The sequence below is a fragment of the Rhodococcus sp. DMU1 genome (genome assembly GCF_012272955.1).
In the GTDB taxonomy this organism is placed as follows: Bacteria; Actinomycetota; Actinomycetes; order Mycobacteriales; family Mycobacteriaceae; genus Rhodococcus; species Rhodococcus aetherivorans.
On record NZ_CP050952.1, the window covers coordinates 4,832,176 to 4,855,889 of the forward strand.

Annotated in this window: 20 protein-coding genes and 1 pseudogene; 8 read left to right on the forward strand and 13 right to left on the reverse strand. The window is 69.4% G+C overall.

The window, feature by feature from the left end; translation table 11 throughout:
• Positions 1–445: 445 nt before the first annotated feature.
• A pseudogene (locus HFP48_RS21955) lies at positions 446–949 on the forward strand (transposase); the annotation flags it as partial.
• Between the two features lie 278 nt (positions 950–1,227).
• Here the strand turns inward: HFP48_RS21955 and HFP48_RS21965 are convergent.
• Together HFP48_RS21965 and HFP48_RS21970 are read right to left on the reverse strand one after the other, a co-directional pair.
• Positions 1,228–2,181, reverse strand: a complete 954-nt coding sequence (locus tag HFP48_RS21965; protein WP_282597436.1) for an oxygenase MpaB family protein — start codon at positions 2,179–2,181, stop codon at positions 1,228–1,230.
• A 179-nt stretch (positions 2,182–2,360) separates the two neighbouring features.
• Entirely contained in the window at positions 2,361–3,818 is a 1,458-nt protein-coding gene (locus tag HFP48_RS21970; protein ID WP_168580043.1) for a cytochrome P450, read from the reverse strand.
• 275 nt (positions 3,819–4,093) lie between these two features.
• Between HFP48_RS21970 and HFP48_RS21975 the strand changes: the two genes are divergently transcribed.
• Together HFP48_RS21975 and HFP48_RS21980 are read left to right on the forward strand one after the other, a co-directional pair.
• A complete protein-coding gene (locus HFP48_RS21975; RefSeq protein WP_043798425.1) occupies positions 4,094–4,306 on the forward strand; it encodes a hypothetical protein in 213 nt (70 codons plus the stop codon).
• A gap of 14 nt (positions 4,307–4,320) precedes the next feature.
• Positions 4,321–4,965, forward strand: coding sequence for an AAA family ATPase (locus tag HFP48_RS21980; RefSeq protein ID WP_168580044.1), 645 nt, complete (start codon positions 4,321–4,323; stop codon positions 4,963–4,965).
• Positions 4,966–5,009: 44 nt separating this feature from the next.
• On the opposite strand, the gene HFP48_RS21985 is transcribed toward HFP48_RS21980, so the two are convergent.
• The gene (locus tag HFP48_RS21985; protein WP_168580045.1) at positions 5,010–5,543 is read right to left on the reverse strand and encodes a hypothetical protein; all 534 of its coding nucleotides are present in this window, start codon (positions 5,541–5,543) and stop codon (positions 5,010–5,012) included.
• Here HFP48_RS21985 and HFP48_RS21990 point away from each other — a divergent pair.
• Positions 5,514–6,941, forward strand: coding sequence for a helix-turn-helix transcriptional regulator (locus HFP48_RS21990; RefSeq protein ID WP_168580046.1), 1,428 nt, complete (start codon positions 5,514–5,516; stop codon positions 6,939–6,941). The genes HFP48_RS21985 and HFP48_RS21990 overlap by 30 nt on opposite strands.
• A 26-nt stretch (positions 6,942–6,967) precedes the next feature.
• On the opposite strand, the gene HFP48_RS32130 is transcribed toward HFP48_RS21990, so the two are convergent.
• From HFP48_RS32130 to HFP48_RS22010, 4 genes are all read right to left on the reverse strand, one after another.
• Positions 6,968–9,580, reverse strand: coding sequence for a LuxR family transcriptional regulator (locus HFP48_RS32130; protein ID WP_043798428.1), 2,613 nt, complete (start codon positions 9,578–9,580; stop codon positions 6,968–6,970).
• 102 nt (positions 9,581–9,682) lie between these two features.
• Entirely contained in the window at positions 9,683–10,099 is a 417-nt protein-coding gene (locus HFP48_RS22000) for a hypothetical protein (RefSeq protein WP_072636062.1), read from the reverse strand.
• A gap of 151 nt (positions 10,100–10,250) precedes the next feature.
• A complete protein-coding gene (locus tag HFP48_RS22005) occupies positions 10,251–10,733 on the reverse strand; it encodes a nucleoside deaminase (RefSeq protein ID WP_168580047.1) in 483 nt (160 codons plus the stop codon).
• 61 nt (positions 10,734–10,794) lie between these two features.
• A complete protein-coding gene (locus tag HFP48_RS22010; protein ID WP_246872456.1) occupies positions 10,795–12,048 on the reverse strand; it encodes a lipase family protein in 1,254 nt (417 codons plus the stop codon).
• Between the two features lie 188 nt (positions 12,049–12,236).
• Between HFP48_RS22010 and HFP48_RS22015 the strand changes: the two genes are divergently transcribed.
• The 4 genes from HFP48_RS22015 to HFP48_RS22030 all read left to right on the forward strand — a co-directional run bounded on the left by HFP48_RS22015 (position 12,237) and on the right by HFP48_RS22030 (position 16,651).
• On the forward strand, positions 12,237–12,716 hold the full coding sequence (locus HFP48_RS22015) for a nuclear transport factor 2 family protein (protein WP_050035819.1): 480 nt from the start codon (positions 12,237–12,239) through the stop codon (positions 12,714–12,716).
• A gap of 1 nt (position 12,717) precedes the next feature.
• Positions 12,718–13,548 (forward strand): SDR family NAD(P)-dependent oxidoreductase, encoded by an 831-nt coding sequence (locus HFP48_RS22020; RefSeq protein ID WP_006945887.1) that lies wholly within the window; start codon positions 12,718–12,720, stop codon positions 13,546–13,548.
• A gap of 125 nt (positions 13,549–13,673) precedes the next feature.
• Positions 13,674–14,825, forward strand: a complete 1,152-nt coding sequence (locus tag HFP48_RS22025) for a bifunctional alpha/beta hydrolase/OsmC family protein (protein WP_168580048.1) — start codon at positions 13,674–13,676, stop codon at positions 14,823–14,825.
• Entirely contained in the window at positions 14,822–16,651 is a 1,830-nt protein-coding gene (locus HFP48_RS22030) for a glycoside hydrolase family 15 protein (RefSeq protein WP_102800458.1), read from the forward strand. The genes HFP48_RS22025 and HFP48_RS22030 overlap by 4 nt, the downstream gene beginning before the upstream one ends.
• A 73-nt stretch (positions 16,652–16,724) precedes the next feature.
• Here the strand turns inward: HFP48_RS22030 and HFP48_RS22035 are convergent, their stop codons facing one another.
• Genes HFP48_RS22035 through HFP48_RS22060 form a run of 6 tightly spaced genes read right to left on the reverse strand, consistent with a single transcriptional unit; the run spans position 16,725 to position 23,700 of the window.
• Complete coding sequence (locus HFP48_RS22035; protein WP_180987082.1) at positions 16,725–17,720, reverse strand: oligopeptide/dipeptide ABC transporter ATP-binding protein; 996 nt, start codon at positions 17,718–17,720, stop codon at positions 16,725–16,727.
• The gene (locus tag HFP48_RS22040) at positions 17,717–18,703 is read right to left on the reverse strand and encodes an ABC transporter ATP-binding protein (RefSeq protein ID WP_006945892.1); all 987 of its coding nucleotides are present in this window, start codon (positions 18,701–18,703) and stop codon (positions 17,717–17,719) included. Before HFP48_RS22040 ends, HFP48_RS22035 begins: the two co-directional genes overlap by 4 nt.
• Positions 18,700–19,605 (reverse strand): ABC transporter permease, encoded by a 906-nt coding sequence (locus HFP48_RS22045; protein ID WP_006945896.1) that lies wholly within the window; start codon positions 19,603–19,605, stop codon positions 18,700–18,702. The genes HFP48_RS22040 and HFP48_RS22045 overlap by 4 nt, the downstream gene beginning before the upstream one ends.
• The gene (locus HFP48_RS22050) at positions 19,602–20,549 is read right to left on the reverse strand and encodes an ABC transporter permease (protein ID WP_006945898.1); all 948 of its coding nucleotides are present in this window, start codon (positions 20,547–20,549) and stop codon (positions 19,602–19,604) included. Before HFP48_RS22050 ends, HFP48_RS22045 begins: the two co-directional genes overlap by 4 nt.
• Positions 20,550–20,602: 53 nt before the next feature.
• Positions 20,603–22,138, reverse strand: coding sequence for an ABC transporter substrate-binding protein (locus HFP48_RS22055; RefSeq protein ID WP_006945902.1), 1,536 nt, complete (start codon positions 22,136–22,138; stop codon positions 20,603–20,605).
• Positions 22,139–22,176: 38 nt separating this feature from the next.
• The gene (locus tag HFP48_RS22060; protein WP_168580631.1) at positions 22,177–23,700 is read right to left on the reverse strand and encodes an ABC transporter substrate-binding protein; all 1,524 of its coding nucleotides are present in this window, start codon (positions 23,698–23,700) and stop codon (positions 22,177–22,179) included.
• Positions 23,701–23,714: the final 14 nt, after the last annotated feature.

Below are 23,714 nucleotides of genomic sequence, written 5' to 3' on the forward strand. Positions count from 1 at the left end.
GCACGCGAGGGGACCGCAGGCGCGGTCGAGGCTCTAGACCGCCCCCAGAACCGCGGGCAGCGTTGTCGGTCGCAACCCGAAAGCTTCTCGACCGACGTGACAAGGCGTGTCGAGACCGCTGACCGTGAGGTCACGTGGCCCAACCCGCCCGCATGATGTCTTCGAGCGCGCCGCCGGACGTCTCATCGGTCAAGGCGGCCTCCCGCACCCAACTGATCGCGAGCACGTTCAGGAACAAGTCTTTGCCTCGCACGGTCGGTCGGGCGCCGCCGTCGCGTTGGGGAAAGAAGTTGGCTCGAGGTCGGTGGCGCCGCGGCGAGGCGCGTGGACCTGCCCGATACCGGCACCACCCGGTGCCGGCCTGGCAGCGACGGCGCAGGCGGTGTACGAGGTGGCCACCGCACCGATCACCGTCCGCGGCGTGCTCACCTGCCCCACCACGTCCCTCGCCGCCCTCGCTGCCCAAACCGTGACGGTGCCAGGCAGCAACGCCACCGAGATCGTCCTGCCGAAACGCGCAGACTCGCCGAAAGCGATTTTGCAACAGCGCAAGAACATCGCCGAAGACGTCGAAAGGATGCTCGACGACCACCCTCTTTCCCCAGTCCTGATGTCGATGCCCGGCACCGGTGTCAGGACTGCAGCTCGCATCCTGCTCGAGGTCGGCGACGGTTCGGCGTTCACTTCCGCGGCCCATCCGGCCGCCTACGCCGGCATCGCCCCGGTCACCCACCGGTCCGGCTCCTCGATCCGCGGCGAACACCCGGCGCGGTCGGGCAACCGCAAGCTCGAACGAGCGCTGTTCCTGTCCGCGTTCGCGGCGTTGCACGACCCGACCAGCCGTGCCTACTACGACCGCAAACACGCCGAAGGTAAGAAGCACAACGTCGCCCTGATCTGCCTGGCCCGGCGACGTTGCGACATCCTCTACGCAATGCTCAAGAACAAGACCTTCTATCGAGTCCGTGATTCCGTCTCGAGAAGAACGTCGGGCTGCCCGGCGGATCCGCCCCGGTGCGGGGCCTACCTCCCCGACCTGCTCGACCGGGTCTGGAACGGACGCATCGAGCCCGGCAAGGTCTTCGACCTCACCCCGCCCCTCGCGCAGGTCGCCGAAGCCTACGCAGCCATGGACAAGCGGCGCGCCACCAAGGTCCCACTGCGCCCCTGACCGGATTCCGGCACCCCTGCGAGCGGTCCAGCCATGACGCCACCGCCCGCGACGGTTCAGCGCGTGCCGCCGCTCACATTCTCGTGTGCCCCCGTGTAGTGCATCGGACTGTCCAGCAGATGCGCCGGCGGCAGGTTGCGATCGGGCGTGTGCACGACGGGCGCGTCCGCCGGGATACGGCCCGATGCGCGGTCCCAGCCTGCCCGGGCCCGCGGGTGGTAGCGATAACGACGCGGAATCAGCTTCTCCCCCAATCCGATCGAGCGGCCGACGAGCCGATGCAGCCGCTGTTCGCGTGGGGAGAAGGTGTAGCCCATGAGTTCGCGCACCGGTGGGTCGTACAGCCCGATCGTGAGCCAGACGAACCCGCGCGTCATCGGCGGCCGCAGCACCGTCCACACGCTCGCGGGCACCCACCGCAGGAACGGCGGCCGGTCGAGGTGCGACAGGTCCAGCACGTCGCGGGTCGCCTTGTTGTCCTCGAGCACCTCCCGGCACATGCGGTCCCAGTAGGCGAGGAAGTCCTCCCAGCTGCCGGGGACGGGTCGCATCGACACCCCGTAGAGCCGGTACCACCGGACGTGCTCGTCGAACAGCCTGTGCTTGTCCGCAACGGACAGCGGGCCGTCGAACCACTCGATCGAGACCACGAGACTGTAGAAGAACGTCGCGTGCGCCCAGTAGAACGTGTCGGGGTCGAGGGCGTGGTAGCGCCGGCCCTTCTTGTCGATCCCCTTGATCGTGTCGTGGTAGCCACGCACCTGGGCGGCGGTTTCCGGGGCGCGCGGGCCGTCGAAGACGACGCCGTAGATGGGGTACAGCGACCGGTACAGGCGTTCCCAGCGCTCGTCGAAGAACTGCGAGTGCTCCTCCACGGCCGCGCCGAGGCCCGGGTGCATGTTCTGCATCGATCCGGCCCAGGGGCCGAACAACATTCCGCGCCAGCCGCCGAAGTACTTCCACGTCAGGCTGTCGGGGCCGAGCGGGACGAGCTCGCTTTGACTACGCACGTTGTCAGTTTGGGGTGTGGCCCGGCGCATGTCAAGGACGCACGGATTCGCTCGCACCTTCGGAATCTGCCCACGGCGTGCACCGCGCAACCTCCGGAAACACGCACGAATCCGTGATGGGGCGGGTAGGCGCCACTACCTCGGGGAATCAACCGTCTGTGCCCGTTTCCACAGTCCTCTCACGGCCACTGGTCCGTGTGACGGTTCGCCGGGCGCACCGGTACGCGCCGGCGGACGCGGCACGGCACCTCACCGGCCGGGTGCAGCAGCAGATCGGTGGTGAGCGCCACCGAGTCCGAAAGGGAACAGAACTCGAACTCACGCACCAGGATCGCCAGGGCTACCGCCGCCTCCAGCATCGCGAAGCGCTGACCGATACAGCCACGGGGGCCGTGACCGCATGGGAACCACGCATACTTGTGACGCTCCCTCTCGCTGTCCGGGGTGAAACGCTCCGGGTCGAACCGGAACGGCTCCGGCCACAGATCGGCACGATGGTGCACCACCCACGGCGCCAGGTTGACGTCCGCACCGGCAGGGATCCGATACCCGCACACCTCCCTCTCCTCGACGGCCCGCCGCGTCAGGTACGGCGAGGGTGGGTACATCCGCGCGGCCTCCTTGAGCACCATCGTCGTATACGTCAGCGCGTGGGCATCGGCGGCCGTCGGTGTTCCGCCGACCAGCACCTGTTCGGCTTCGTCCCGAGCTCGATTCTGCACACCCGCGTTCTTGCCGAGCAGGTGGAGTGCGAACGTCAACATGGTGGCCGTCGTGTCGTGTCCGGCCAGCAGAAACACCTTGACCTGATCGCGAATCTCAGCGGTGGACAACGCGTCACCGCATTCCTGGGCCGCCACCAGGCGCCCGATCAGGTCGACCCCCGGCTCAGCGGCGGCGCGGCGGCGCTCGATAATCGCGTCACACAGCCCGTCGAGACGGGATTCCGCGCGCGCGATTCTCCGATTCCCGGGCGTCGGCCACGCAGAGGGAAACCGAACCGCGGACACACCCCGCTGCAGGACGGCACGTCCGAGGACGGGCAACGTTGTGCGCAGCACCGGCAGCATCTGGGGCGCCTGCACGCCGAACAGGATGCGAGCGGCGACACCGAGCGTCAGCGCCGTCATCTCCGCACCGAGGTCGACGAGGCGACTCGGACAGTTGTGCCACCGGATGGCCACACGCTCGGCTCCGTCGACCATCGTCGTCACGTGGCCGTCCACGCTCTGCGGGGTGAACAGGGGCTGGATGAATCGACGCTGACGCAACCATGTCTCGTCCTGACTCGTGACCAGGCCGTTCCCGTACAGGTCGCGCATCGCGCGGTAGAACTCCGAGTCCTTCCGGTAGTTGAGGTGGTTCGGAGCGTTCAGCAGTTCCCCCACCCCGTCCGGGTGGTTGACCGTGAAGAACTCGCGGCGCCGGCCCGGCAGCCCGACGGCGTAGCGTACGACGTCGCCTCCCTCGGCGTACCCGCGCAGACCGAGTTCGAGGGGATCGCGAAGCAGCTCCCTCGTGGAGCCCAGCAGCCACGTTCCCCGGACGGTCGGTGGCTCCCGTGACGATGTGCACGGCGCGGGCGTTCGGCCCGGCTGCCGCGGTGCCACTGGGCCGCGGATGCTGTTGCATGACATGGCTGTCCTTGTCGTTCGGGTGGTCCGGCAGGACCGAGCAGTAGTGTGACGCAGTGGTGACCGCCCCCGGGCGGGGCCGAATCTCCGGACCGCATACTCAGCATCGGACGCCCGCCGCCGGGGGACGCGAGTAGTGCGCTACCCCAGTCCGACCCTCGCGCCGAGCCGGGGTACGCATGGGGCACGAGGCGGACGTACCGGTCCGGCCGGGACGGATCCGAATGGAGTACCTCCCTACGCGTGCCGTCCCCGTGCCGCGGCGCAACCCTCGATGCATGAACGAGAGCTTCGAGACCTGGGACGCGATGTCGAAGGAGCTGCCGAAGCCGTACGCGGCAGCGCTGCGGATGCGGGCAGGGGCTGCCGGTGACGAACCGCTCGCCGGGTACGTGGACCCGGACGCGCCGGAGGGATCCGCGCGCATCGCCGAGGCCGAACCAGATGCCCTGCAGGTGTGGCCCGACGGTGGAGCACCGCTGCTGTGGTGACCTAGAATTCGCATGTGATCAGCGCGTGGCCGCTGACCGGCCGGGGGGACGAACTGCGAATCGTCCGCACAGTGATCGCCGGGGACAGCTCCTGCGCCGGCATCGTCATCGCCGGAGCACCTGGCGTCGGCAAGACCCGGCTCGCGCGCGAGGCCCTGGAGCAGGCGCGCACCCGCCGATGCCGTACCTACTGGACGGCAGGAACGGAGTCGTCCCGAAGCGTCCCGCTGGGTGCGTTCACCGACGTCGTCACCGACTTCGGTGCTGACCCGCTCATGCGAGTTCATGACGTTCTCACCGGGCTGGTCGGTGGACCCGACCGGCCGCATCTGGTCGTCGGTGTCGACGATGCACACCTGCTCGACGACATGTCGGCATTTGTTGTCCACCGGCTTGTGCTCCACGGACTGGCGACAGTGGTTCTGACCATCCGCGCCGGCGAACGCTGGCCGGATGCGCTCGTCCGGTGCTGCAAGAATGGACCGCTGCGCAGACTCGACCTGCGTCCGTTGTCCCGGGACGACACACGCACGCTCGTCGAGACGGTGCTCGAAGCTCCGATGGAGGCGTCCAGCGCCGAGCGACTCTGGGCCTGCACGCAGGGGAATGTGCTCTATCTGCGCCACCTTCTGGAAGACGAAATGCAAGCGGTCGGCTGACGCAGTCGTCGGGCGTCTGGCTGTGGCCAGGTCCGTCGGGCCTGTCACCGACCCTTCTCGGTCTGGTGGAAGCGAGCATCGGCCGGCAGTCGGCGTCGGTCTGCGAGGTGCTCGACGTTCTGTCCACCTGCGAACCCCTCGACCTCGCGGTGTTGCGAACAGTGGTCGATCCCGCCGCACTCGACGCAGCCGAAGCGAGCAGGCTCGTTGTGGTGGAGACCGACAGCCGCGCACCGACCGTACGGCTGGCTCACCCGCTGATCGGAGAGGTCCGCCGTGCCGAAGCCGGCACCCTCCGGCTTCGGACCATCCGCGGTCGCGTCGCCGCCGCGCTCACCGCCACCGGCGACACCGATCCCCGGACGACCGTGCGGCGGACCCTCCTGACCATGAACTCCGACTGTCAGGCCACAGCGGCAACCCTCCTCGAGGCGGCATCGGCAGCGATGCAACTGCTCGACGCGCACCTTTCCGACCAGTTCGCCCGCGCAGCCGTAGCCGCGGGAGGTGGTGCCGCGGCCCACCTGACGCGCGCCTTCACTCTCGGATTGCTCGAGCGGGGGCAGGAGGCCGATCATCTCCTCTCCGAACTGGCGAGCACGGTCCCCGACGGTGCGCTTCGATTGCGAATCGCACTCATCCGAGCGGGCAACTCGACCTGGGTCGAGCGAGCACCGTGCAAGGCCGAAGAAATTCTGACTGCCACCGGGGAGCTGGCCGCGAGCCTCGACCGGCGCAGCGCACACCGGGCACTGCGCTCGGCCGCCGCCGCGGCGGGCGGGCACTGCCGCACCGCCGTCAACCTCGCACGCGATGCTCTTCACGACGGCGGGATCGACGACTACGAGACGATGATGGCGATCTGGAGCCTCGTCATCGGTCTCGGCGACGTAGGCGACGTCGATGCCGTTTCTGACGTCGCGGCGACCGGCTACGCCCTCGCCGAGGGCTCGTTCGAGGCCGCGCACCTGCGCTTCGGACTCGGTTTGCTGGAGCTGACCGCGTATCTGCTGGCAGGACGGCTCGCCGACGCCGACACCGTCACCCACCGCCTGTACGAACATGGCCTCGACATGCCTCACGCGGTCGGCGTCAACTTCATGCTCGGGATGTGCGAGGCCGCGCACGGCCGTCTCGCGACGGCTCAACGCCATCTCCGGGAGGCCGTTGCGCAATCCACCGGATCCGCCGACAACACCACGCCCGGCCTTCTCTCCGCCACGCTGCTCGTTGCCACGCTGTCGATGTCCGGCAAGCCCAGTGAGGCCGAACGCATTCTCGCCGGAGTCGATGTCCGCATCGGGCCCGGCTTCGCGATGTGGGACCCGGATATCGCCGCCGCCGAGGGATGGGTGAGGGCCGCGGCCGGCGCGCTCAGCGAGGCGATCACCACCGTGCGCAGAGCGGCCGACGTGGCCGCAGACCAGGGCCGACCCGCCCGCGAAGTGCAATGTCTGCAAATCGCCACCCAGTTCGGCGACGCGACGACGGCGCGTCGGCTACGGCAGTTGTCGACCGTCGTCTCGGGTCCACGGGTGGCTGCCGCCGCTGCCCACGCGACCGCGCTGGCCGGACGGGACGGCGACGCACTGCTCGAAGCGTCCCGTGCGTACGAGGTCTTCGGAGATCTCGTCGCGGCTGCGGACGCCGCGGCCCACGCCGCCGCGAACTTCCGGCGGGCCGGCCGCCGCGGGCCCGCGCTGACTGCGTGTGCCGTCGCACGACGATTGGCTGACGCGTGCGAGGGAGCGAGCACCCCCGCGTTGCGGGCCTATCTGGAGCCGGTTCCGTTGACCGGACGCCAGCGAGAGATCGTGGAGCTCGTGCAACGGGGCTTGTCCAATCGGGAAATCGCCGAGCGACTGGGGGTTTCCGTGCGCACCGTGGAAGGTCATCTGTACCGCGCCTGCCGGAGAACCGGGGTCTGCAGCCGGGACGAGCTCGGAGAACTCCTGGGCACCCACCCCAATCGATGACATCGGTCTCCCGTTTCGGTTGTGCGTCAACGGCATTGCTCGCGCAGCAGAGCCGCGAGCTCGTGCCGGTTGCGGGTTCCGGTCTTCTTCTGTGCCCTATACAGATGGCCTTCGACCGTTCGTACCGACATCGTCAGCGCTTCGGCAATCTGACGGTTCGTCAGTCCCCGCATCACCATCGAAATGATCTCGCGCTCACGGGGCGTCAGGGGAAGGTCGCGGTCCGCCGTCTCGCGGAGGGCGGGGGTGGTCAGCCCTCCGCATTCCCGGGCAAGGCGTTGCGCGCGGGCGCCCAGTGTCAACGACGACCCGCGCAGATTCGCGCGAGCGAACGCGAGAGCGGCGCGCGCAGCGGCATCAGCCGCTGCAGCCGTATCCCCCATTTCCTCGAATTGCGTTGCAACCTCGGATAACGCCTTTCCGTCGTGGTCGGACGCAGCGGAGGCGAATGCGGCCGCGATGCACGCGCGACGACTTCTCGTGCTCTCCGCAAGATGCGCCAGCCGCCTTCTTCCCGTCGCGTCCCCCAGGTGAACTGCGACCTGTAGGCACATCACTTCCCGGGCATGTTGCCGATGCTCGGCGGCGAACTCCGCGGCCCGGAGCGCGACCGCCGCCGCTGTGCTGACTGCCCCCAGCGCCGCATGGCCCCAGGCGTGGGCGAGCAACCGCTCCGAGTCGACGAAGTCGAAGGCCGGGTGCCGGTTCTGGTCGACGCTGGACAGCAGCGCCGTCGCCGCAGTACCGCGACCTGCCATCGCCAGTGCCTGAGCGAGAAGTATGCCGTACCGATACATCAGGACCGGGTAGTCGAGCGACGTGAACTCGGCAAAGGCCCGATCGAGGCGTTCGAGGGCGAGTGCCAGTCGCCCTTGCCCTAGGGCAGCCATGCCCGCGATCGCCGTTCCCACCGCGCTCGTCACACCGGGGAGCCGGATACACTCGCGGTAGGTGCGAGCGGCAACGGCTTCGGCTTCAGCCACCTCGCCGGCGAGGAGCAAGGCACCGACATGGAACTCGACGAGGCCGACACGCTGGTACGAGGCTTCCTGCCAGGATTCCGCCAGTCTGTAGCCCTTCGATGCGGTCTCCGAGACCAGGTTCGACTCGCCCACATCCCCTGCCGCGATGACAGTTCCCCAGATCGCGCACATCGCCGCCGACGCGGGCACCCGTGTCGTGTCGACATCCCGGCCGAGTTCGAGTGCGGGCAGGGGATCACCCGCGACAGCTCTCTGTACGGCTCGAACGGCGCGCAACGACTCCGCCACGGTCGGCGGGGCGTCGCCGAGCGCGTTGTCGACGATCCGTTTCGACTCCTCCGGCCGCGCCAGGATCCACAGCATGTTCGTGGCCCGGAGCGTCAGCAGACGCGCGAACCGATCGTCCGTCAGGCTTTCGAGCGGCATGGCGGCGAGCACATCCTCGGCCTCGGTTCCCCGGTTCAGCAGCAGGAGGGCGTGAGCACGACAGAGGTCGGCTTCGGCCCCGCCTCCGGCGAGGGAACTCGCATGTGCCAGCCTCTCGCAGAGGGACAGATCCAGCAGCGCCATCGCGCCCCGAGCGGCGCGCAGGAACAGGTCGGGGTCGATCGGCAGGTCCGAGTCAGCGTGCAGGACCGCCCGCCGTACGACGTCCTCGGGTCCGGACGGGGGGAGAGCCGCGAGCGCCGACACGACACGCCCTCGCAGGCGCCGCAGTCGCGTGTCCCCGGCACGTGCTCGACGCACCTCTCCGTACAGCGGATGAGCCATTCGCGCAGCTCTCGGCCGACTTGCTGCGTCTATTCGGATCAGCCCGCGGTTCTCCGCCTCTTCCACCGCATCGAGGTCGGACAGCTCCGACAGCACCGCGACGGGCAACGGTTCCGCCACCGCAACCAAGTCCAGAACCGTGCGCACCGCCTCCGGGAGGCGGCGGATCTGTTCGCCGAGCAGGTCCGCAATACTGTCGGAAACGGTGAATTCCTCCTGCCAGAACCACAATCCGTGACATTCTCGAAGTCGGCCGCTGGTTACCTCCTGTGAGACGAGATGCCGCAGGTACAAGGCATTGCCGCGCGTCAGATCCCATATCTTCGACGCCGACTTCTCGTCTACAGGACTGCCGAGCACACTGGCGAGCAGTGCGTCGGACTCGGATCGCGACAAGGGCTGAAGATCGAGCCGCAGCAGCATGCCGTCCTTCCACAGGGCGGTGACGGCATCAGGTGCCGGCTCCCCGGACCGTACCGTGACGATCAGCCGGGCAGTCCCTCGCAACGCCACATGGTGGATCACGAATGCCGACAGTTCGTCGAGCAGATGCGCATCGTCGATCGACAACACCTCGTCGGGGCTTTCGGAAGTGGACGACTGTACGAGCTGGTCGATCAGCTGAAGGGGGTTGGAGGTGGGGTGGTCACACCATCCGGCCAATGCCCCCAGCGGCACCGTCCGCGCCGATGCCGTCCCCACCGCCGACCGCACGGAGATGGCGGCCGACGATGAGCGGAGCACCAACTCGTGCGCCAGTCGGCTCTTGCCCACCCCAGCCTGGCCGGCGATCACACATCCGCGGTAGCCGTCGGTGCCGTTGAGCGCCTCCTCGAGCAGACGCAATTCTTCGGTGCGTCCGATCAGCGCCCCTGCCCCCGCCATAACGGCATGGTAGGGACGTGCCTCCCGCTGTGTCCACCAGCGCTCGGCGTCCGCGAGTGCGGGCCCGATCCTCTGAGGACGGCAACGGTGAGCGGTCAGGACTCAGCCGAAGGAGAAGTGGTGGCTGCCGACGAACCGTGTCTGCGCCGGGCCGGGGATCGAGACGTCGATCGAACCGACGCTCCGGTACACGTGGTCGTCGTCCTGGCAGTCCGCGTCGACCGTGTAGTCGCCGTCGGGCACGTTGTCGAACTTCACGGTCTCGTAGTCGGCGTAGTAGATCTCGGCCACTCGCACGTCGGGGATTCCGTTGATCACCGCGTTGCAGTAGTGCGGGTAGTCCGCCTCGGGGGCGCGGTAGTAGATGAACTTGACCGTGACCGTGTGCTCCCGCACGCTCACGCTCCAGCTGCCGTACGGGTACGGATCCACTGCCGATGCCGTGGGCGCGAGGCCCGTCATCAATGCGAGCGGCGCCGCGAGGGCGACCGCTGCGCGTCCGAGCTTCGAGCCCTTCATGGGCGCTCCTTTCGACCGTTGACCAGCCCGACCGGTTCAATGGTCGACCCAGGTACGGGTACAGGAACTGCAAAGCGCCGCAGTCGAACACAACCCGTGATCAACATCGATCGACTGTCACCCGGCCGTGACCGGGCGTGTCACGGAACAGTCACGCCGCGTGCCCGTAGCACCGACGATGCAGGGCACGCACCTCGTCGACGAGTTCCGGCACCGGCCCCTCCACGGTCACCCCGGGCGCGACCTCCTGGATCGGCAGGGCCCGGACGGGCGCCGGCGGCACACCCATCTCCTCCAGCCAGCCGACGAGTTGCGCCGACGACGCCACGTACACGACGCGGCCCAGCCCCACCCATCCGTGCGCGGCCGCGCACATCGGGCAGTGCTCGCCGGACGTGTACACCGTCGCGGCGGCGCGCTCGGCCTCGCTCATGTGCGCGGCGGCCCAGCGGGCCAGTTCGAACTCGGGGTGCCTGGTTCGGTCCCCGCCCGCGACGCGGTTGCGGTCCTCGGCGAGGCGCGTGCCGTCGGCCGACACCAGCACCGAGCCGAACGGTTCGTCGCCGGCGTCCAGCGCCTCGCGCGCCAGTTCCACGCACCGCCGCAGGTGCGTCATCCCCGATTCGTCGATCACGAGGTCCTCCCGGTGTCGCGGTCGTCGACCGCATCATGCCACCGCGGCCGGTGGACCGTCCTCAGCCCGCGCAGGTGCCCTCGTCGGGCGCTCCCGCGAACCGCCGGTCCATCCAATCCAGGCCTTCCACGGCGGCCGGAAGCAGGCCGATCCCGTGACCCGCGCCGGTCCCGGGCAGCACCGGTGGAATGGCGTAGCGGCGATAGGTGACGGATGTGCCTCCCGCGCACCATTTCCCGACCATCGTGTCGACGCCGCTCACCTGGACGAAGTCGTCCGTCGCGCTCTGCGCGACGAACGTCGGGATCGTGGGGGCGATGTTGCCGAGCTCCTGCTCGCGCACCAGCGAAGCCCACGGTTCGACGGTCAGGTGGTCGGCGATGGGCCGGCCGTCGACCGTGTACCAGGTGGTGGGGAAGAACGGATTCATGCGCGGCGCGTCGTAGACGCAGTAGGTCTCGGCGCGCGCGAGAATGTCGCGTCCGGCGGGATTGAACACACTCAGCAGTTCCTCCCGCACCTGCGGATAGGCGGCGGCGAATCCGTTGACCACCCAGCCGATTCCGCCGGAGAGCAGCGAGCCGTCGCCGGCGACGGCGAGATCGGCGAGCGACGCCGGCGGTGAACCCGCGACCGCGGCGACGACGGGCAGCTCGGGAGCGTAGGTGTCCGCCAGCTCCGCGGCCGCCGCCGACGACATGCCGCCCTGTGAGTAGCCCCAGAAGCCGATGCGGGTGCCCTCGTCGATGCCGCGGTCGGTCAGCCGCAGGGCGGCACGGGCCATGTCGAGCATGGCGTGCCCCTGCGAGACGCGGTTCAGGTAGGGATGCACACCGGGTGTGCCGAGGCCCTCGTAGTCGGTCATCGCGACGGCGTAGCCCCGCGCCAGCAGCGGCACGATGTGCAGGTATTCGTACTCCTGGGCGTGATGGGTCAACTTCGACGGCGCGCACTGATCGCCCATGCCCTGCGTGCCCGGGCCGAGGACGATCGTCGGGCGCGGGCCGTCACCGGCCCAGGGTTGCGACGGCACGAACACCGTGCCGGTGACGGCGGTCGGGCCGCCCGTGGCGTTCTCGCTGCGGTACATCACGCGGGTGGCGGTGGCGTCGAGCGCCGGCGCGACGGCCGGTTCGGCGCGCAGGACGTCGCCGGCCGCACCGTCGGGCAGCGGGTCGGGCGGGAGGTAGAACCCGGCGTCGCCCGTGCCTGACACGGACCCTGTCGGATCGGCGGCCGCGACGGGACCTGCGACGAGGGGCATGAGCAGCATCGTCAGGGCCGCGGTGAGCAGTCGGGCGGTGCGCATCGGCATGCCGAGCATTCTGCACACGTGTGTACCGCCACGGAAGGTGTTGCGTCGATATTTCTGCAACAAGTTCTATGACAGGATGACGCCACGGTCCGATCACCGGGACGACCGATGCCGAGAGGAGCCCCCCCCCCCCCCCCCGGCGCTACGGTCCGCTCGCCGCTGTATCCGCAGGACGGAAGGACGACGCCATGACCGTCGAAGAGCGACTGGCCCGCCTCGAAGCGCTCGAGGAGATCCGGATGCTCAAGCACCGGTATTTCCGCGCGTGCGACGCCAAGGACCCGAAGGCCATGCGCGACTGTTTCGTCGCGACGGGCGCCGACATCTATTACGGCCCCGCCCTCGGCAGCTTCGACGACGCCGACGCTCTCGTCGACGTTTACGCCCGCATCGCCCTCGAACGCGTCGACGACCGGTACATCGTGCTCGACATGCACCACGGCATGCACCCCAGCATCGAACTCACCGGCGACGGCACCGCCATCGGCGCCTGGACGCTGCGGTTCCGGCAGGTCGACCTGCGTGCCCGCACGGAGCGGGTGAGCGCACTCGACTACGACGACGACTATGCGATCGAAGACGGCAGGTGGAAGATCGCCCGGTGCCACGTGCGCGTCCACTGGTCCATCGAACGGGCCCTGACCGACGACGTGAAAGTGGTGTTCTGACATGACCGAACGCAGGGTCGCCCTCGTCACCGGCGCGAGCCGCAGCGTCGGCAAGGGCATCGCATGCGCCCTCGGCTCCGACGGCTGGACCGTCTACGTCACCGCGCGGGGCCCGGTCGGCACCGACAGCCCCCTGGACCGGACCGCCGCGACTGTCACCGAACGCGGCGGGCTCGGCATCGCGGTGCAGTGCGACCACACCGACGACGAGCAGATCCGGGCACTGTTCCGGCGCATCGCCGACGAGCAGGGCGGCCGGCTGGACCTGCTGGTGAACAACGTGTGGGCGAGCCCGCCCGGGTTCGCGGGCTTCTCCGAGCCGTTCTGGAAACGCCCGATCAGCGATTGGGACAGTCTCGTCGGCGTCGGACTGCGCGCCCACTACGTGGCCTCCGTCGACGCCGCGCAGCTGATGGTGCCGCGCGGCAGCGGGATGATCGTCAACATCTCGTCGTTCGGCACCCGCGGCTACCTGCACTCGGTGCTGTACGGCATCTCGAAGGCCGGCCTCGACAAGATGGCCGCCGACATGGCCGTCGATCTCGCCGGCACCGGCGTCACCGCCCTGTCGCTGTGGCCGGGACTGGTGAAGAACGAGGCGATGCTCGCCCGCGGCATCGACAACTTCGAGGGCTTCTCCCTCGCCAACGCCGAGACCCCGGAGTTCGTCGGCCGTGTGATCGTCGCGCTGGCGAACGATCCGAAGGTGAACGAGCGCAGCGGGCGCACCCTGATCACCGCCGAGACCGCCCTCGACTACGGGGTCGTCGACGTCGAAGGCAATCAACCGGATTCGCATCGGGCCGCGTTCGGCGGCGGCCCGCTGTACTGATCCGCGGCCCGGCGCACCGGGCGAGACGCCGTGATCACCCCTGCGGGTGCGGATCTTCCGCGGTTCTCACCGGGTTTCCCGAGGACGAGATAGCCTCGGGCGAGAGGGTGAAAGGGAGCGGCAGCATGCACAGCGAGAGACTCCACTTCGCCGGCTCCGGCGCTACGGAACTGGCGGGCCGGCTGGACCTGCCGGAGGGCACGCCGCGCGCGTTCGCACTGTTCGCGCACTGCTTCCCCTCCAGCGAGGACGTACCGGCGGCGGCGCGGATCTCGGAGGTCCTCACCGAGCACGACATCGCCGTCCTGCGCTTCGACTTCGCCGGTCGCGGTGGGTCCGGCGGGGACTGTGCCGGCACCACCTCCGGTCCCGATGTCGCCGACCTCGTGCGTGCGGCGGATTTCCTGCGCACCCACCATGCCGCTCCCAGCATCCTGATCGGCCACTCCCGCGGCGGCACGGCCGTCCTCGCGGCGAGCGAGCACGTGCCCGAGACGCGAGCCGTGATCACGATCGGTGCCACGGCCGGGACCGAGCGGATCCACCGACCCGGTACCGCACTGCTGGTGATGCACTCCCCCACCGACGACACGGTCGGCATCGACAACGCCCGACAGATCTTCGCGGCCGCCCGCCACCCCAAGTCCTTCCTCTCCCTCGACGGCGCCGACCACCTGCTCTCCCGGCAGTCCGACGCCCGGTTCGCCGCCTCGCTGCTGGCGACATGGGCGAGCAGGTACCTCGACGAGAACACTGCGGCCCAGGCGCCCACCGCGCCGGCCTCGGCCGAAGGCGTCGTCGAGGTCACCGGGAACGGAGCCACCCGGTTCGGGCAGCGCATCACCCTCGGCCGGCACCTGATCACCGCCGATGAGCCCACACCGGTGGGCGACGACACCGGGCCTTCGCCGTACGACCTGCTGCTCGCCTCCCTCGGCGCCTGCACATCGATGACGCTGCGCATGTACGCCGACCGCAAGCAATGGCCCCTGGAGAACGTGACGGTTTCCCTGCGTCACAGCCGGATCCACGCCGCGGACTGCGAGGACTGCGAGACCCGGACCGGGCGGCTCGACAAGATCGAACGCGTGATCCACCTCGCCGGTGTTCTCGACGAGCAACAGCGGCAGCGTCTGCTCGACATCGCCGACCGCTGTCCGGTGCACCGGACCCTGCACTCGGAGATCGTGGTGGACACCGCCCTCGCAGCCAATGACCCCGCCGACCGGGAGACCCGCGACGCACCGACGGCGACGACCGGGCCGGCACCGGCATGAGTTCGCTGCCCATCGGCGACTACGCACTGCTCTCGGATCGGCACTCGGCCGCACTGGTGTCGTCCGACGGTTCGATCGACTGGCTGTGTATGCCCCGCTTCGACAGCCCCTCGATCTTCGCCGCGATCCTCGACGACAACGCCGGGCACTGGTCGATCCGGCCGGCCGGCGAATTCCGGGTTCGGCGCGAGTACGTCGAGGGCAGCATGGTTCTTCGCACGCTCTTCCACACCGGCGGGGGGATCCTCGAGCTGCGCGATGCCCTGATCCTCGGGGATGCGCAGGACCCCCATCGCCTGGGGGAGCATGCGCCGCACATGCTGGCCCGGACCGTCACCTGCACCCGCGGCAGCGTCAGCGCGGAGCTGCTGTTCCGGCCTCGTCCGGAGTACGGTCTCGTCGCGCCGGTACTGACCGCCGTCGACGGCGGGATCACGGCCGCCGGTGGGGCGAGCCGGTTGACCCTGTCGAGCACGGTGCCCCTCGAGGTCGGCGGCGGCGCAGCCCGGGCCCAGTTCGACCTGCACGCCGGGGAGAGCGCGTACTTCGCGCTGCAGCACGCGGCACTCGGCGCACCCGTTCCGCCGGTGCGTCCCGGAGCCGCCGTCAGGGCAGCGGTCGACGACACGACGACCGGCTGGCAGGACTGGTCGGCGCAGCACCAGGCCTACCAGGGCCGCGCGCGCGACCTGGTCCACCACTCGGGACGGGTGCTGCAGGCCTTGAGCTACCAGCCCACCGGCGCGATCGTGGCGGCAGTCACCACCTCGCTTCCCGAGCAGGTCGGCGGTGCGCGCAACTGGGACTATCGCTACTCCTGGGTGCGCGACGCCAGCATGACCATGCAGGCCTTGTGGGTCGCTGCCTGTCCGGACGAGGCACACGAGTTCTTCGATTTCATGGCCACTGCCGCTGCCTGCTCCTACACCAACCGCCCCCTCCAGATAATGTTCGGCATCGGCGGGGAGCACGACCTGTCGGAGCGGACCCTTCCGCACCTCTCCGGCTGGCGTGGCAGCAAGCCCGTCCGGGTGGGGAACGGTGCCTGGACCCAGCCCCAGCTCGACACCTACGGCGAATTGCTCGACGCCGCCGCCCAGCTCCGTGACCAGGTCGGCTCGCTCGACAGTCCGACTCGAAACTTCCTGGTGGGCCTCGCCGACGCCGCCGCGGCACGCTGGCGCCAACCCGACAACGGCATCTGGGAGGTCCGCGGCGAGCCGCGGCACTTCGTGCACTCCAAGGTCATGTGCTGGGTGGCCCTCGACCGTGCTGTCGCCCTGGCCGACTGGCTCCACGCCGACGGCCATGTCGAGGCATGGACGGCCGCCGCCCAGGAGATCCGAGATGCGGTGCTCACGCAGGGGTGGAACGAGGCCCTCGGTTCGTTCACGCAGTCCTTCGGCGCATCGAACCTCGACGCCACCGCCTTGCTGCTGCCGATCGTAGGTTTCCTTCCCCCGGACGACCCGCGGGTGCTGTCCACGATCGATGCCGTCCGCGAGCGGCTCACCGACGCCCGCGGCCTGGTTCACCGCTACCACACCGCGGCGGGGGTGGACGGCCTCGAGGGCCAGGAGGGAACCTTCCTGCTGTGCACCTTCTGGCTCGCCCAGGCCCTCGCCCTGGCCGGTCGCACCGACGAAGGTGCCGAGGTCTTCGAACGCGCGGTGGGCTACGTCAACGACGTGGGATTGCTCGCCGAGGAGATCGACTCCGCCACCGGGGAACAGCTGGGCAATTTCCCCCAGGCGTTCAGCCACATCGGACTGGTCAACGCCGCCTGGGCGCTGCACCAGGCAGAGCACGTCGGCACGTTCCACTGAACCGGCTGGATCGAGGTGGAGGAAGAGAGTTCCGGGGTTCGCCGGCCGCGTGATCGTCGCACCGCCGAACGCGTCACGCGAGGTGGCAGGCCACCTGCCCGCCGCCGGGCACCTCGGTGGTCTCCGGTCGGCGTTCCCGGCACACCGGCATCACCTGCGGGCAGCGGGAGCTGAACGCACATCCGGCCGGGGGATTCGCCGGGTCGGGCAGCTCGCCGTCGAGCCGGATCCGTACGCGGGTGCGTTGCCGCACGGGGTCCGGGACGGGCACCGCGGACAGCAGCGCCTGCGTGTACGGATGCGCGGGCTCGGTGAACAGCCGTTCCGACGGCCCCCACTCCACGATCCGGCCCAGGTACATCACCGCCGTGGTGTGGGCGATGTGCCGGACCACGGCCAGGTCGTGGGCGATGAACAGATATGCGATGCCCAGCTCGGCGGACAGCTCCTCGAGCAGCGCGATGACCTGGTTCTGGGTGGACACGTCGAGGGCACTCACCGCCTCGTCGGCGATCACCAGCCTCGGCTCCACCGCGATGGCCCGGGCGATGGCGATGCGCTGACGCTGGCCGCCGGAGAACTCGTAGGGGTAGCGCTCGGCGTGCTCAGGCCGCAACCCCACCTGTTCGAGCAGGCGGCGCACCTTCCGACGCCGAGCCTCGGCGTCCAGGTCGGTGTGCACCTCGAGCGGTTCGGCGATGGCGTCCCCGACCGTGCGCGACGGATCCAGCGAGGAGTACGGGTCCTGGAACACCATCTGCATGTTGCGCCGCGCACCCCGCAGTTCCGACCGGTTCAGCGTGGTGAGGTCGACGCCGTCGAGGACCACCGAGCCGGCGGCGACGTCGACCAGCCGCAGGATGCCGCGGGCGGTGGTGGATTTTCCGGATCCGGATTCCCCGACCAGGGCGAAGGTCTCGCCGGGCCGGATGTCGAAGCCGACCCCGTCCACCGCGCGGATCGTCCGCTTCTTACGCGACATCCGGCCCCGGACGGGGAACTCGACCCGCAGGCCCCGCACGCTGAGCAGCGGTGCGCTCGCGGCCGATTCGACGACGTCCACAGTCATGAGGTTCCCTCCAGGATCAGATCGGTCACCCGCGCGCAGCGCGATACGCGGTCGTCGCCGACCGGCCGCAGCGGCACGTCGACCGCGCACTCGTCGGCCCGGTGCGCGCAGCGCGGTGCGAACCGGCAGCCGACGGGGATCGAGCCGGGCGGCGGTGGTGAGCCGGGGATGGTGTGCAGGTCCGTCCGGCCGCCGATGTCGGGCACCGATCGCAGCAGGCCCTCGGTGTACGGATGCCGGGGCGCCGCGTAGAGCGCCTCGGTGCGGGCCCGTTCGATCACCTGTCCCGCATACATCACCACCACCTCCGTGCACAGGTCGGCGACCACGCCGAGGTCGTGGGTCACGAACAGCACCCCCATGCCGAATCGTCCGGCCATCTCGCGGATCAGATCGAGCACCTGTGCCTGGATGGTGACGTCGAGCGCGGTGGTGGGTTCGTCGGCGACGAGCAGTTTCGGCTCGCACGCCAGGGCCATCGCGATCATCACCCGCTGCCTCATGCCCCCGGAGAACTCGTGCGGATACTGCCGGACCCGGCGTGCGGCATTCGGGATTCCGACGAGGTCGAGTACCTCCACGGCCCGGGCCGTGGCGTCCTTCCGGCTCATGCGGCGGTGCCGGCGCACCACCTCGGTGATCTGGTCACCGACCGTGAACACCGGGTTCAGGCTGGTCATCGGCTCCTGAAAGATCATGGCGATGTCGTTTCCGCGCACGGACTCCAGTTCGCGAGCAGGCATGGTCAGCAGGTCCCGTCCCTGGAACCGGATGCTGCCGGCGACCGTTCGGGACTGCCGGGGCGGCAGCAGCCGCAGCACCGAGGAACACGTGACGGACTTGCCGGAGCCCGACTCCCCGACCAGCCCGACCAGTTCGCCGGCCGCGACGTCGAAGGACACGTCCTGCAGGACCGGCGTCCAGCCGGACGCGGTGGCGAACTCGACGCCGAGGCCGTGGACACTCAGCAGTGGTTCGATCATCGTTCGCTCCGGTTCTCGCGGCCCACCGAATCGCGGATGCCGTCACCGAGGGTGTTGCAGGCCAGCACGGCAAGGACGATGGCGACGGCGGGAATCAGGACGGGCCAGGCGGTGTAGTTCCAGGCCTCGCGTCCCTCGGCGAGCATCCGCCCCCAACTCGGGTCGGGCGGCTGGACCCCGAGGCCGAGGAAACTCAGCGAGGATTCGGCGAGCATGGCGAAGCCGCAGGCGAGACTGACCTGCACGATCAGCGGGGACAGGGTGTGCGGAAGAATGTGCTTGCGCACGATCCACGCGGTCGGGGTGCCGATGCTGCGGGACGCCTCGACGAAGGTGTTCTCCCGCACCGCGATCACCGCGCCGCGCACCACGCGGAAGAACCTGGGCCCGAAGACGATTCCGATGGCAATCATCGCGTTGGTGAGATTCGGCCCCATGACGCCGACGATCGCCATCGCCAGCAGCAGCGGCGGGAAGCTGAGGAAGGCGTCGGCGATCCGGGACAGCAGCGCGTCCCAGCGGCCGCCGAGAAACCCCGCCGTCAGCGCGGGGATCACGCCGAACGCCAGCCCCACCGACACCGAGATCGCCGCGGCCGAGACGGCGACCCGCGCGCCGTAGAGCAACCGCGACAGCGTGTCCCGGCCGAGGTTGTCCGTGCCGAGCAGATAGCCCTCGCTCAGCGGCGGCAGCCGGCGCGCCGTCAGTTCCTGCACCAGCGGATCGTGCGGCGCGATCAGCGGCGCGGCGAGACCCAGCACCGTGATCAGCGTCAGGAACACGGCCGCCGCGACGGCTGCGCGGCGGCCACGGAACCGGCGCAGGAACCGGCGGCGCGGGGATTCGACGACAACCGGGGACGCATCCTCGACGGTCTTCGGCGGCGTGATGGTTTCGCTCATGCGGCGCTCCTGGTCCGGGGGTTGAGGTAGCCGTACGAGATGTCGACGAGCAGGCTCATCACGACCGTCGCGAAGACACCGAAGATCACCACGCCCTGGATGGCGGGCAGGTCGCCGGACAGCACCGCCTGCACGGCGAAGTCCCCGAGTCCCTTGAGCCCGAACACCGACTCGATGACCGCCGTGCCGCCGAGCAGGAAGGCGATCTGCATGCCGAGCACCGTCGCGGTGGGGATGAACGCATTCTTGAGGGCGTGCTTCCACAGGACGGCACGTCGCCCGAGCCCCTTGGCCGTGGCGGTGCGGACGTAGTCCTGCTGCATCACGTCGATCATGGAACTGCGCAACTGGCGGGCGATCTCGGCCGCGGCAGCCAGTCCCAGCGCGATCGCCGGGAGCAGCAGGTGGCTGAGCCACGGCCACAGCCCCTTTGCGAGCGGTGTGTACCCGGTCGCGGGGAGTGCCTTCAACTGCAGGGAGAACACCAGCACCAGGATGAGACCGAGCACGAAGTTCGGTGTCGCGACGCCCAGCGTGGACCCGAGGCTGGTGGTCCGGTCCTGCCAGCTGCCGGGGCGGCTGCCGCCGATGATGCCGGCCGGAATACCCACTGCCAGCGCGACCAGCACCGACACGAGGGTCAACGACACGGTCACCGGCAGCCGGTCGACGATCATCTCGAGCACGGGGGCCTGATAGGTGAAGCTCGTCCCCAGGTCACCTCGCGCCAGACCGCCGAGGAAGTCGAGATACTGCACGACGACGGGCTGATCGAGGCCGAGATCCACGCGCACCGCCTCGATCTGCTGCGGTGTCGCGCTCTCCCCGGCGATCCGATGGGCGGGATCGCCCGGGATCAGGAATATCAGGCCGAACGTGATGGCGGTGGCGATCAGCAGCAGCGGTAGCACCGCGAGCAGCCGTTGGCCGATCAATCGAAGCATCCTGCCGGTCCTTTACATCTCTCGAGGTGTCGCTCGGGGCGCTGCCGCAGCGGTCATTCGGCGGCCGTGAGGCCGATCCCTCCCCATTCGTCCAATGCGCGGTACGGCTGGTATCCGACGACCCGGTCGGTGAGGGTGGCGCCGAGGTCGGCGAAGGCCAGGGGGATCATCAGTGCCTGGTCCACGACCGTGGCGGAGACGTCGCCGATGAGCCGTCCCCGGGTCTGCTGGTCCGGTTCGGCGTTCGCGGCGGCCAGGGCCTCCGCGAAGCCGGGAGTGACGTCGTGCGACGGGTTCTGCGGCGAATCCGGGGCGAAGTAGGTGGCCAGCAGCAGCGACGGATCGGCGCGTCCGGAGAAGGTGGTGAGCACGGCGTCGAGCTCCCCCCGGTTGAAGACCGGTGACATCTCGGCCGGGCTGAGCAGGCGGATCTGCATGGTGACCCCGATCGCGTCGAGCTGCTGCTGGACGATCTGCGCGATCCGCTCGTTCTCGGGCAGGTTCATCACCCCGGCGGTGAACGTGAACCCGTCGGGCAGGCCGGCGGCCGCGAGCGTCTCGCGGGCGGCCCGCTCCTCGTAGGCGTAGCGGTCGGCCAGTTCCGGGTTGTAGGCGAAGTAGCCCTGCGGGAAGTTCTGGCTGGCCGCCTCGCCGTGACCTTCGAGGGCCGAGTCGACAAGAGCCTGCCGGTCGATCGCGGTGCTCAGCGCCCGGCGCACGTCGACATTCCCGAATTCGCTTCGGGTGCGGTTGAAGTGCAGGACGTAGTGGTTCAGGCTGGTCTGCACCTGCGAGTCCAGGCCCTGTGCGGCGGCGGGGTCGATCGAGAGCGGCGTGGCCATCGCGATGTCGAGTTCGCCCGACGCCATCGCGTTGATGCGGGTCTGTGGGTCGGTGACGACCTCCCATTCGAAGCGTCCGGCGGTCACCGACTCCGGATCCCAGTAGCCGTCCCAGGCCACGAAGTCGTACGATGCGCCGGGCTGGGCGTCGGCGACGATGTACCGGCCCGCGCCGACGGGTCGCAGCACCAGGGCGGCGTCCTTCTCCGGCGTGCCGAACGCATTCGGGCTGACCATCATTCCGGGCAGATCGGACAGGGTCAGGACGAGTTGTGTGCCGGGTCCGGTCAACCGCAGCACCACCGTGGTGGGGTCAGGGGTCTCGATCGCCTCGACCGGAGCGAGCATCGTCGTGGTGATCGAGTCCGGCTCCTGGGCGCGTTCGAGGTTGGCCTTGACCGCCTGTGCGTCCAGCGGGGTGCCGTCCTGGAACTGCAGTCCCTCCCGCAGGTGGAAGGTGAGGGTGCGGCCGTCGTCGGAGAACTCCCACGACTCGGCCAGTCCCGGAATCGGGTTCGCGTCCCGGTCGCGGTGCACCAGCCGGTCGTACACCTGGGTCAGCATGATGTTGTCCTGCGCGACCCGGGTCTTGTGCGGATCGAAGGACGACGCCCCGTAGGTGGTGGCGTACCGCAGCGTCGCCTGGGGGTCGACGGCGTCCGACGTCGCGGTGCCGGCGGACCCGCACCCGGCGAGGAGCGCGACGGCCAGCGCGGCGCCCAGGGCGAGTCTCGTACGACGGGCCATGATGTTCTCCGATTCTCGGCGTGGGATGGAGACGGGTGTTACGGCGCGGCCACCCCGACGCCGCGCCACTCGTCGAGCACCCGGCTCGGCTCGTAGCCGACGACGGTGCCGGAGGTGATCGCACCCAGGTCGGCGAACGCGACGGGCAACATCGCGGCGTGATCCATCACCACCGCGTTCACATCCCCGAGCAGGGCGGCACGTTCGCCGGGATCGGTGGCCCGGTTGGCTGCTTCCATCGCCGCCCGGAAGCCGGGGATATCGTCGTGCGACGGGTTCTGCGGCGAGTCCTGCCCGTAGTACGAGGTCAGCAGTAGCGACGGTTCGGCGCGACCGGTCAGGGTGGTGAGGATGGCGTCGAGCTCGCCGCGGTTGAATGCGAGATTGAGGTCGGTCGGCGTCATCGACCGGATCTCCATCGTGATCCCCACCCGCGCCAGCTGTTCCTGCATGATCTGCGCGATGAGCTGGTTCTCCGGCAGGTTCGACGCGCCGGCGACGAACGAGAATCCGTTCGGCACACCGACCTGTGCGAGCAGGGCCTTCGCGCGTTCGGGGTCGAACGCGTACTGGCCGTCGAGGGCGGCGTTGTGCGCGAAGTACCCGGAGGGGAAGTTCTGGCTGGCGGCCTCGCCGTGTCCTTCGAGTGCGGTCTCGACGACGGCCTCCCGGTCGACGGCGTGGGCGAGTGCCTGCCGCACTTCGAGGTTCCCGAACTCGCTGCGAGTCCGGTTGAGGTTGAGCACGTAGTTGTTGAGGGTGGTCTGCACGTGCGACTCGAGGCCCTGTTGTTCGGCCGGGTCGACGGACAGCGGGGTGGCGATCGCGGCGTCGAGCTGACCGGAGGCCACCGCGCTCACCCGGGTCTGCGGATCGGTCATCACGATCCACTCGAAGGCGCGGGCCTGCACCGCCTCCGGATCCCAGTAGCCGTCCCGGGCGACGAACTCGTACTGCGCACCGGGCTGTGCGTGCGCGACGGTGTAGCGTCCGGTGCCGGCGGGGGTCAGCACCAGGGCGGCGTCCTTGTCGGGGGTGCCGAACGCGTTGGGGTTGACCATCATTCCGGGCAGATCGGAGAGGGTGAGCACGAGTTGCCCGCCCGGGCCGTCGAGTCGCAGGACCACGGTCTGCGGGTCGGGGGCCTCGACGGCGGCGACGCCGGCGAGCATGGCGGCGGTGATCGAGTCGGGCTGCATCGCCCGTTCGAGGTTGGCCACCACCGCGGAGGCGTCGAACGGGGTGCCGTCGGAGAACGTCACGTCCTGCCGCAGGCGCAGCGTCAGGGTGGAGCCGTCGTCGGCGAACTCCCACGATTCGGCCAGCCCGGGAATCGGATTCGCGTCCCGATCACGGTGCACCAACCGGTCGTAGACCAGGTTGAGCATGATCGAGTCGCTGGTGATCCTCGTCTTGTGCGGGTCGAACGACGACGCACCGTAGGTGGTGGCATAGCGCAATGTCGCGTTCGGGTCGACGGTCTGCGCGGCGTCCGTCGCCGCGGAACTGCCGCACCCGGCCACCGCGACGGCGACGGCGAGCACGGACAGGGCGGCCTTCATCGATCTGCGAAACA

Bases quoted from the DNA above. Each gene is read 5' to 3' on its own strand.
- HFP48_RS22015 (WP_050035819.1), top strand. From the start codon at position 12,237: ATGACCGTCGAAGAGCGACTGGCCCGCCTCGAAGCGCTCGAGGAGATC.
- HFP48_RS22050 (WP_006945898.1), bottom strand. From the start codon at position 20,549: ATGCTTCGATTGATCGGCCAACGGCTGCTCGCGGTGCTACCGCTGCTG.
- HFP48_RS22020 (WP_006945887.1), top strand. From the start codon at position 12,718: ATGACCGAACGCAGGGTCGCCCTCGTCACCGGCGCGAGCCGCAGCGTC.
- HFP48_RS21985 (WP_168580045.1), bottom strand. From the start codon at position 5,543: ATGATCGGCCTCCTGCCCCCGCTCGAGCAATCCGAGAGTGAAGGCGCG.
- HFP48_RS22000 (WP_072636062.1), bottom strand. From the start codon at position 10,099: ATGAAGGGCTCGAAGCTCGGACGCGCAGCGGTCGCCCTCGCGGCGCCG.
- HFP48_RS22025 (WP_168580048.1), top strand. From the start codon at position 13,674: ATGCACAGCGAGAGACTCCACTTCGCCGGCTCCGGCGCTACGGAACTG.
- HFP48_RS22030 (WP_102800458.1), top strand. From the start codon at position 14,822: ATGAGTTCGCTGCCCATCGGCGACTACGCACTGCTCTCGGATCGGCAC.
- HFP48_RS22035 (WP_180987082.1), bottom strand. From the start codon at position 17,720: ATGACTGTGGACGTCGTCGAATCGGCCGCGAGCGCACCGCTGCTCAGC.
- HFP48_RS21970 (WP_168580043.1), bottom strand. From the start codon at position 3,818: ATGTCATGCAACAGCATCCGCGGCCCAGTGGCACCGCGGCAGCCGGGC.
- HFP48_RS22010 (WP_246872456.1), bottom strand. From the start codon at position 12,048: ATGCCGATGCGCACCGCCCGACTGCTCACCGCGGCCCTGACGATGCTG.
- HFP48_RS22045 (WP_006945896.1), bottom strand. From the start codon at position 19,605: ATGAGCGAAACCATCACGCCGCCGAAGACCGTCGAGGATGCGTCCCCG.
- HFP48_RS22055 (WP_006945902.1), bottom strand. From the start codon at position 22,138: ATGGCCCGTCGTACGAGACTCGCCCTGGGCGCCGCGCTGGCCGTCGCG.
- HFP48_RS32130 (WP_043798428.1), bottom strand. From the start codon at position 9,580: ATGGCGGGGGCAGGGGCGCTGATCGGACGCACCGAAGAATTGCGTCTG.
- HFP48_RS22040 (WP_006945892.1), bottom strand. From the start codon at position 18,703: ATGATCGAACCACTGCTGAGTGTCCACGGCCTCGGCGTCGAGTTCGCC.
- HFP48_RS22060 (WP_168580631.1), bottom strand. From the start codon at position 23,700: ATGAAGGCCGCCCTGTCCGTGCTCGCCGTCGCCGTCGCGGTGGCCGGG.
- HFP48_RS21975 (WP_043798425.1), top strand. From the start codon at position 4,094: ATGAACGAGAGCTTCGAGACCTGGGACGCGATGTCGAAGGAGCTGCCG.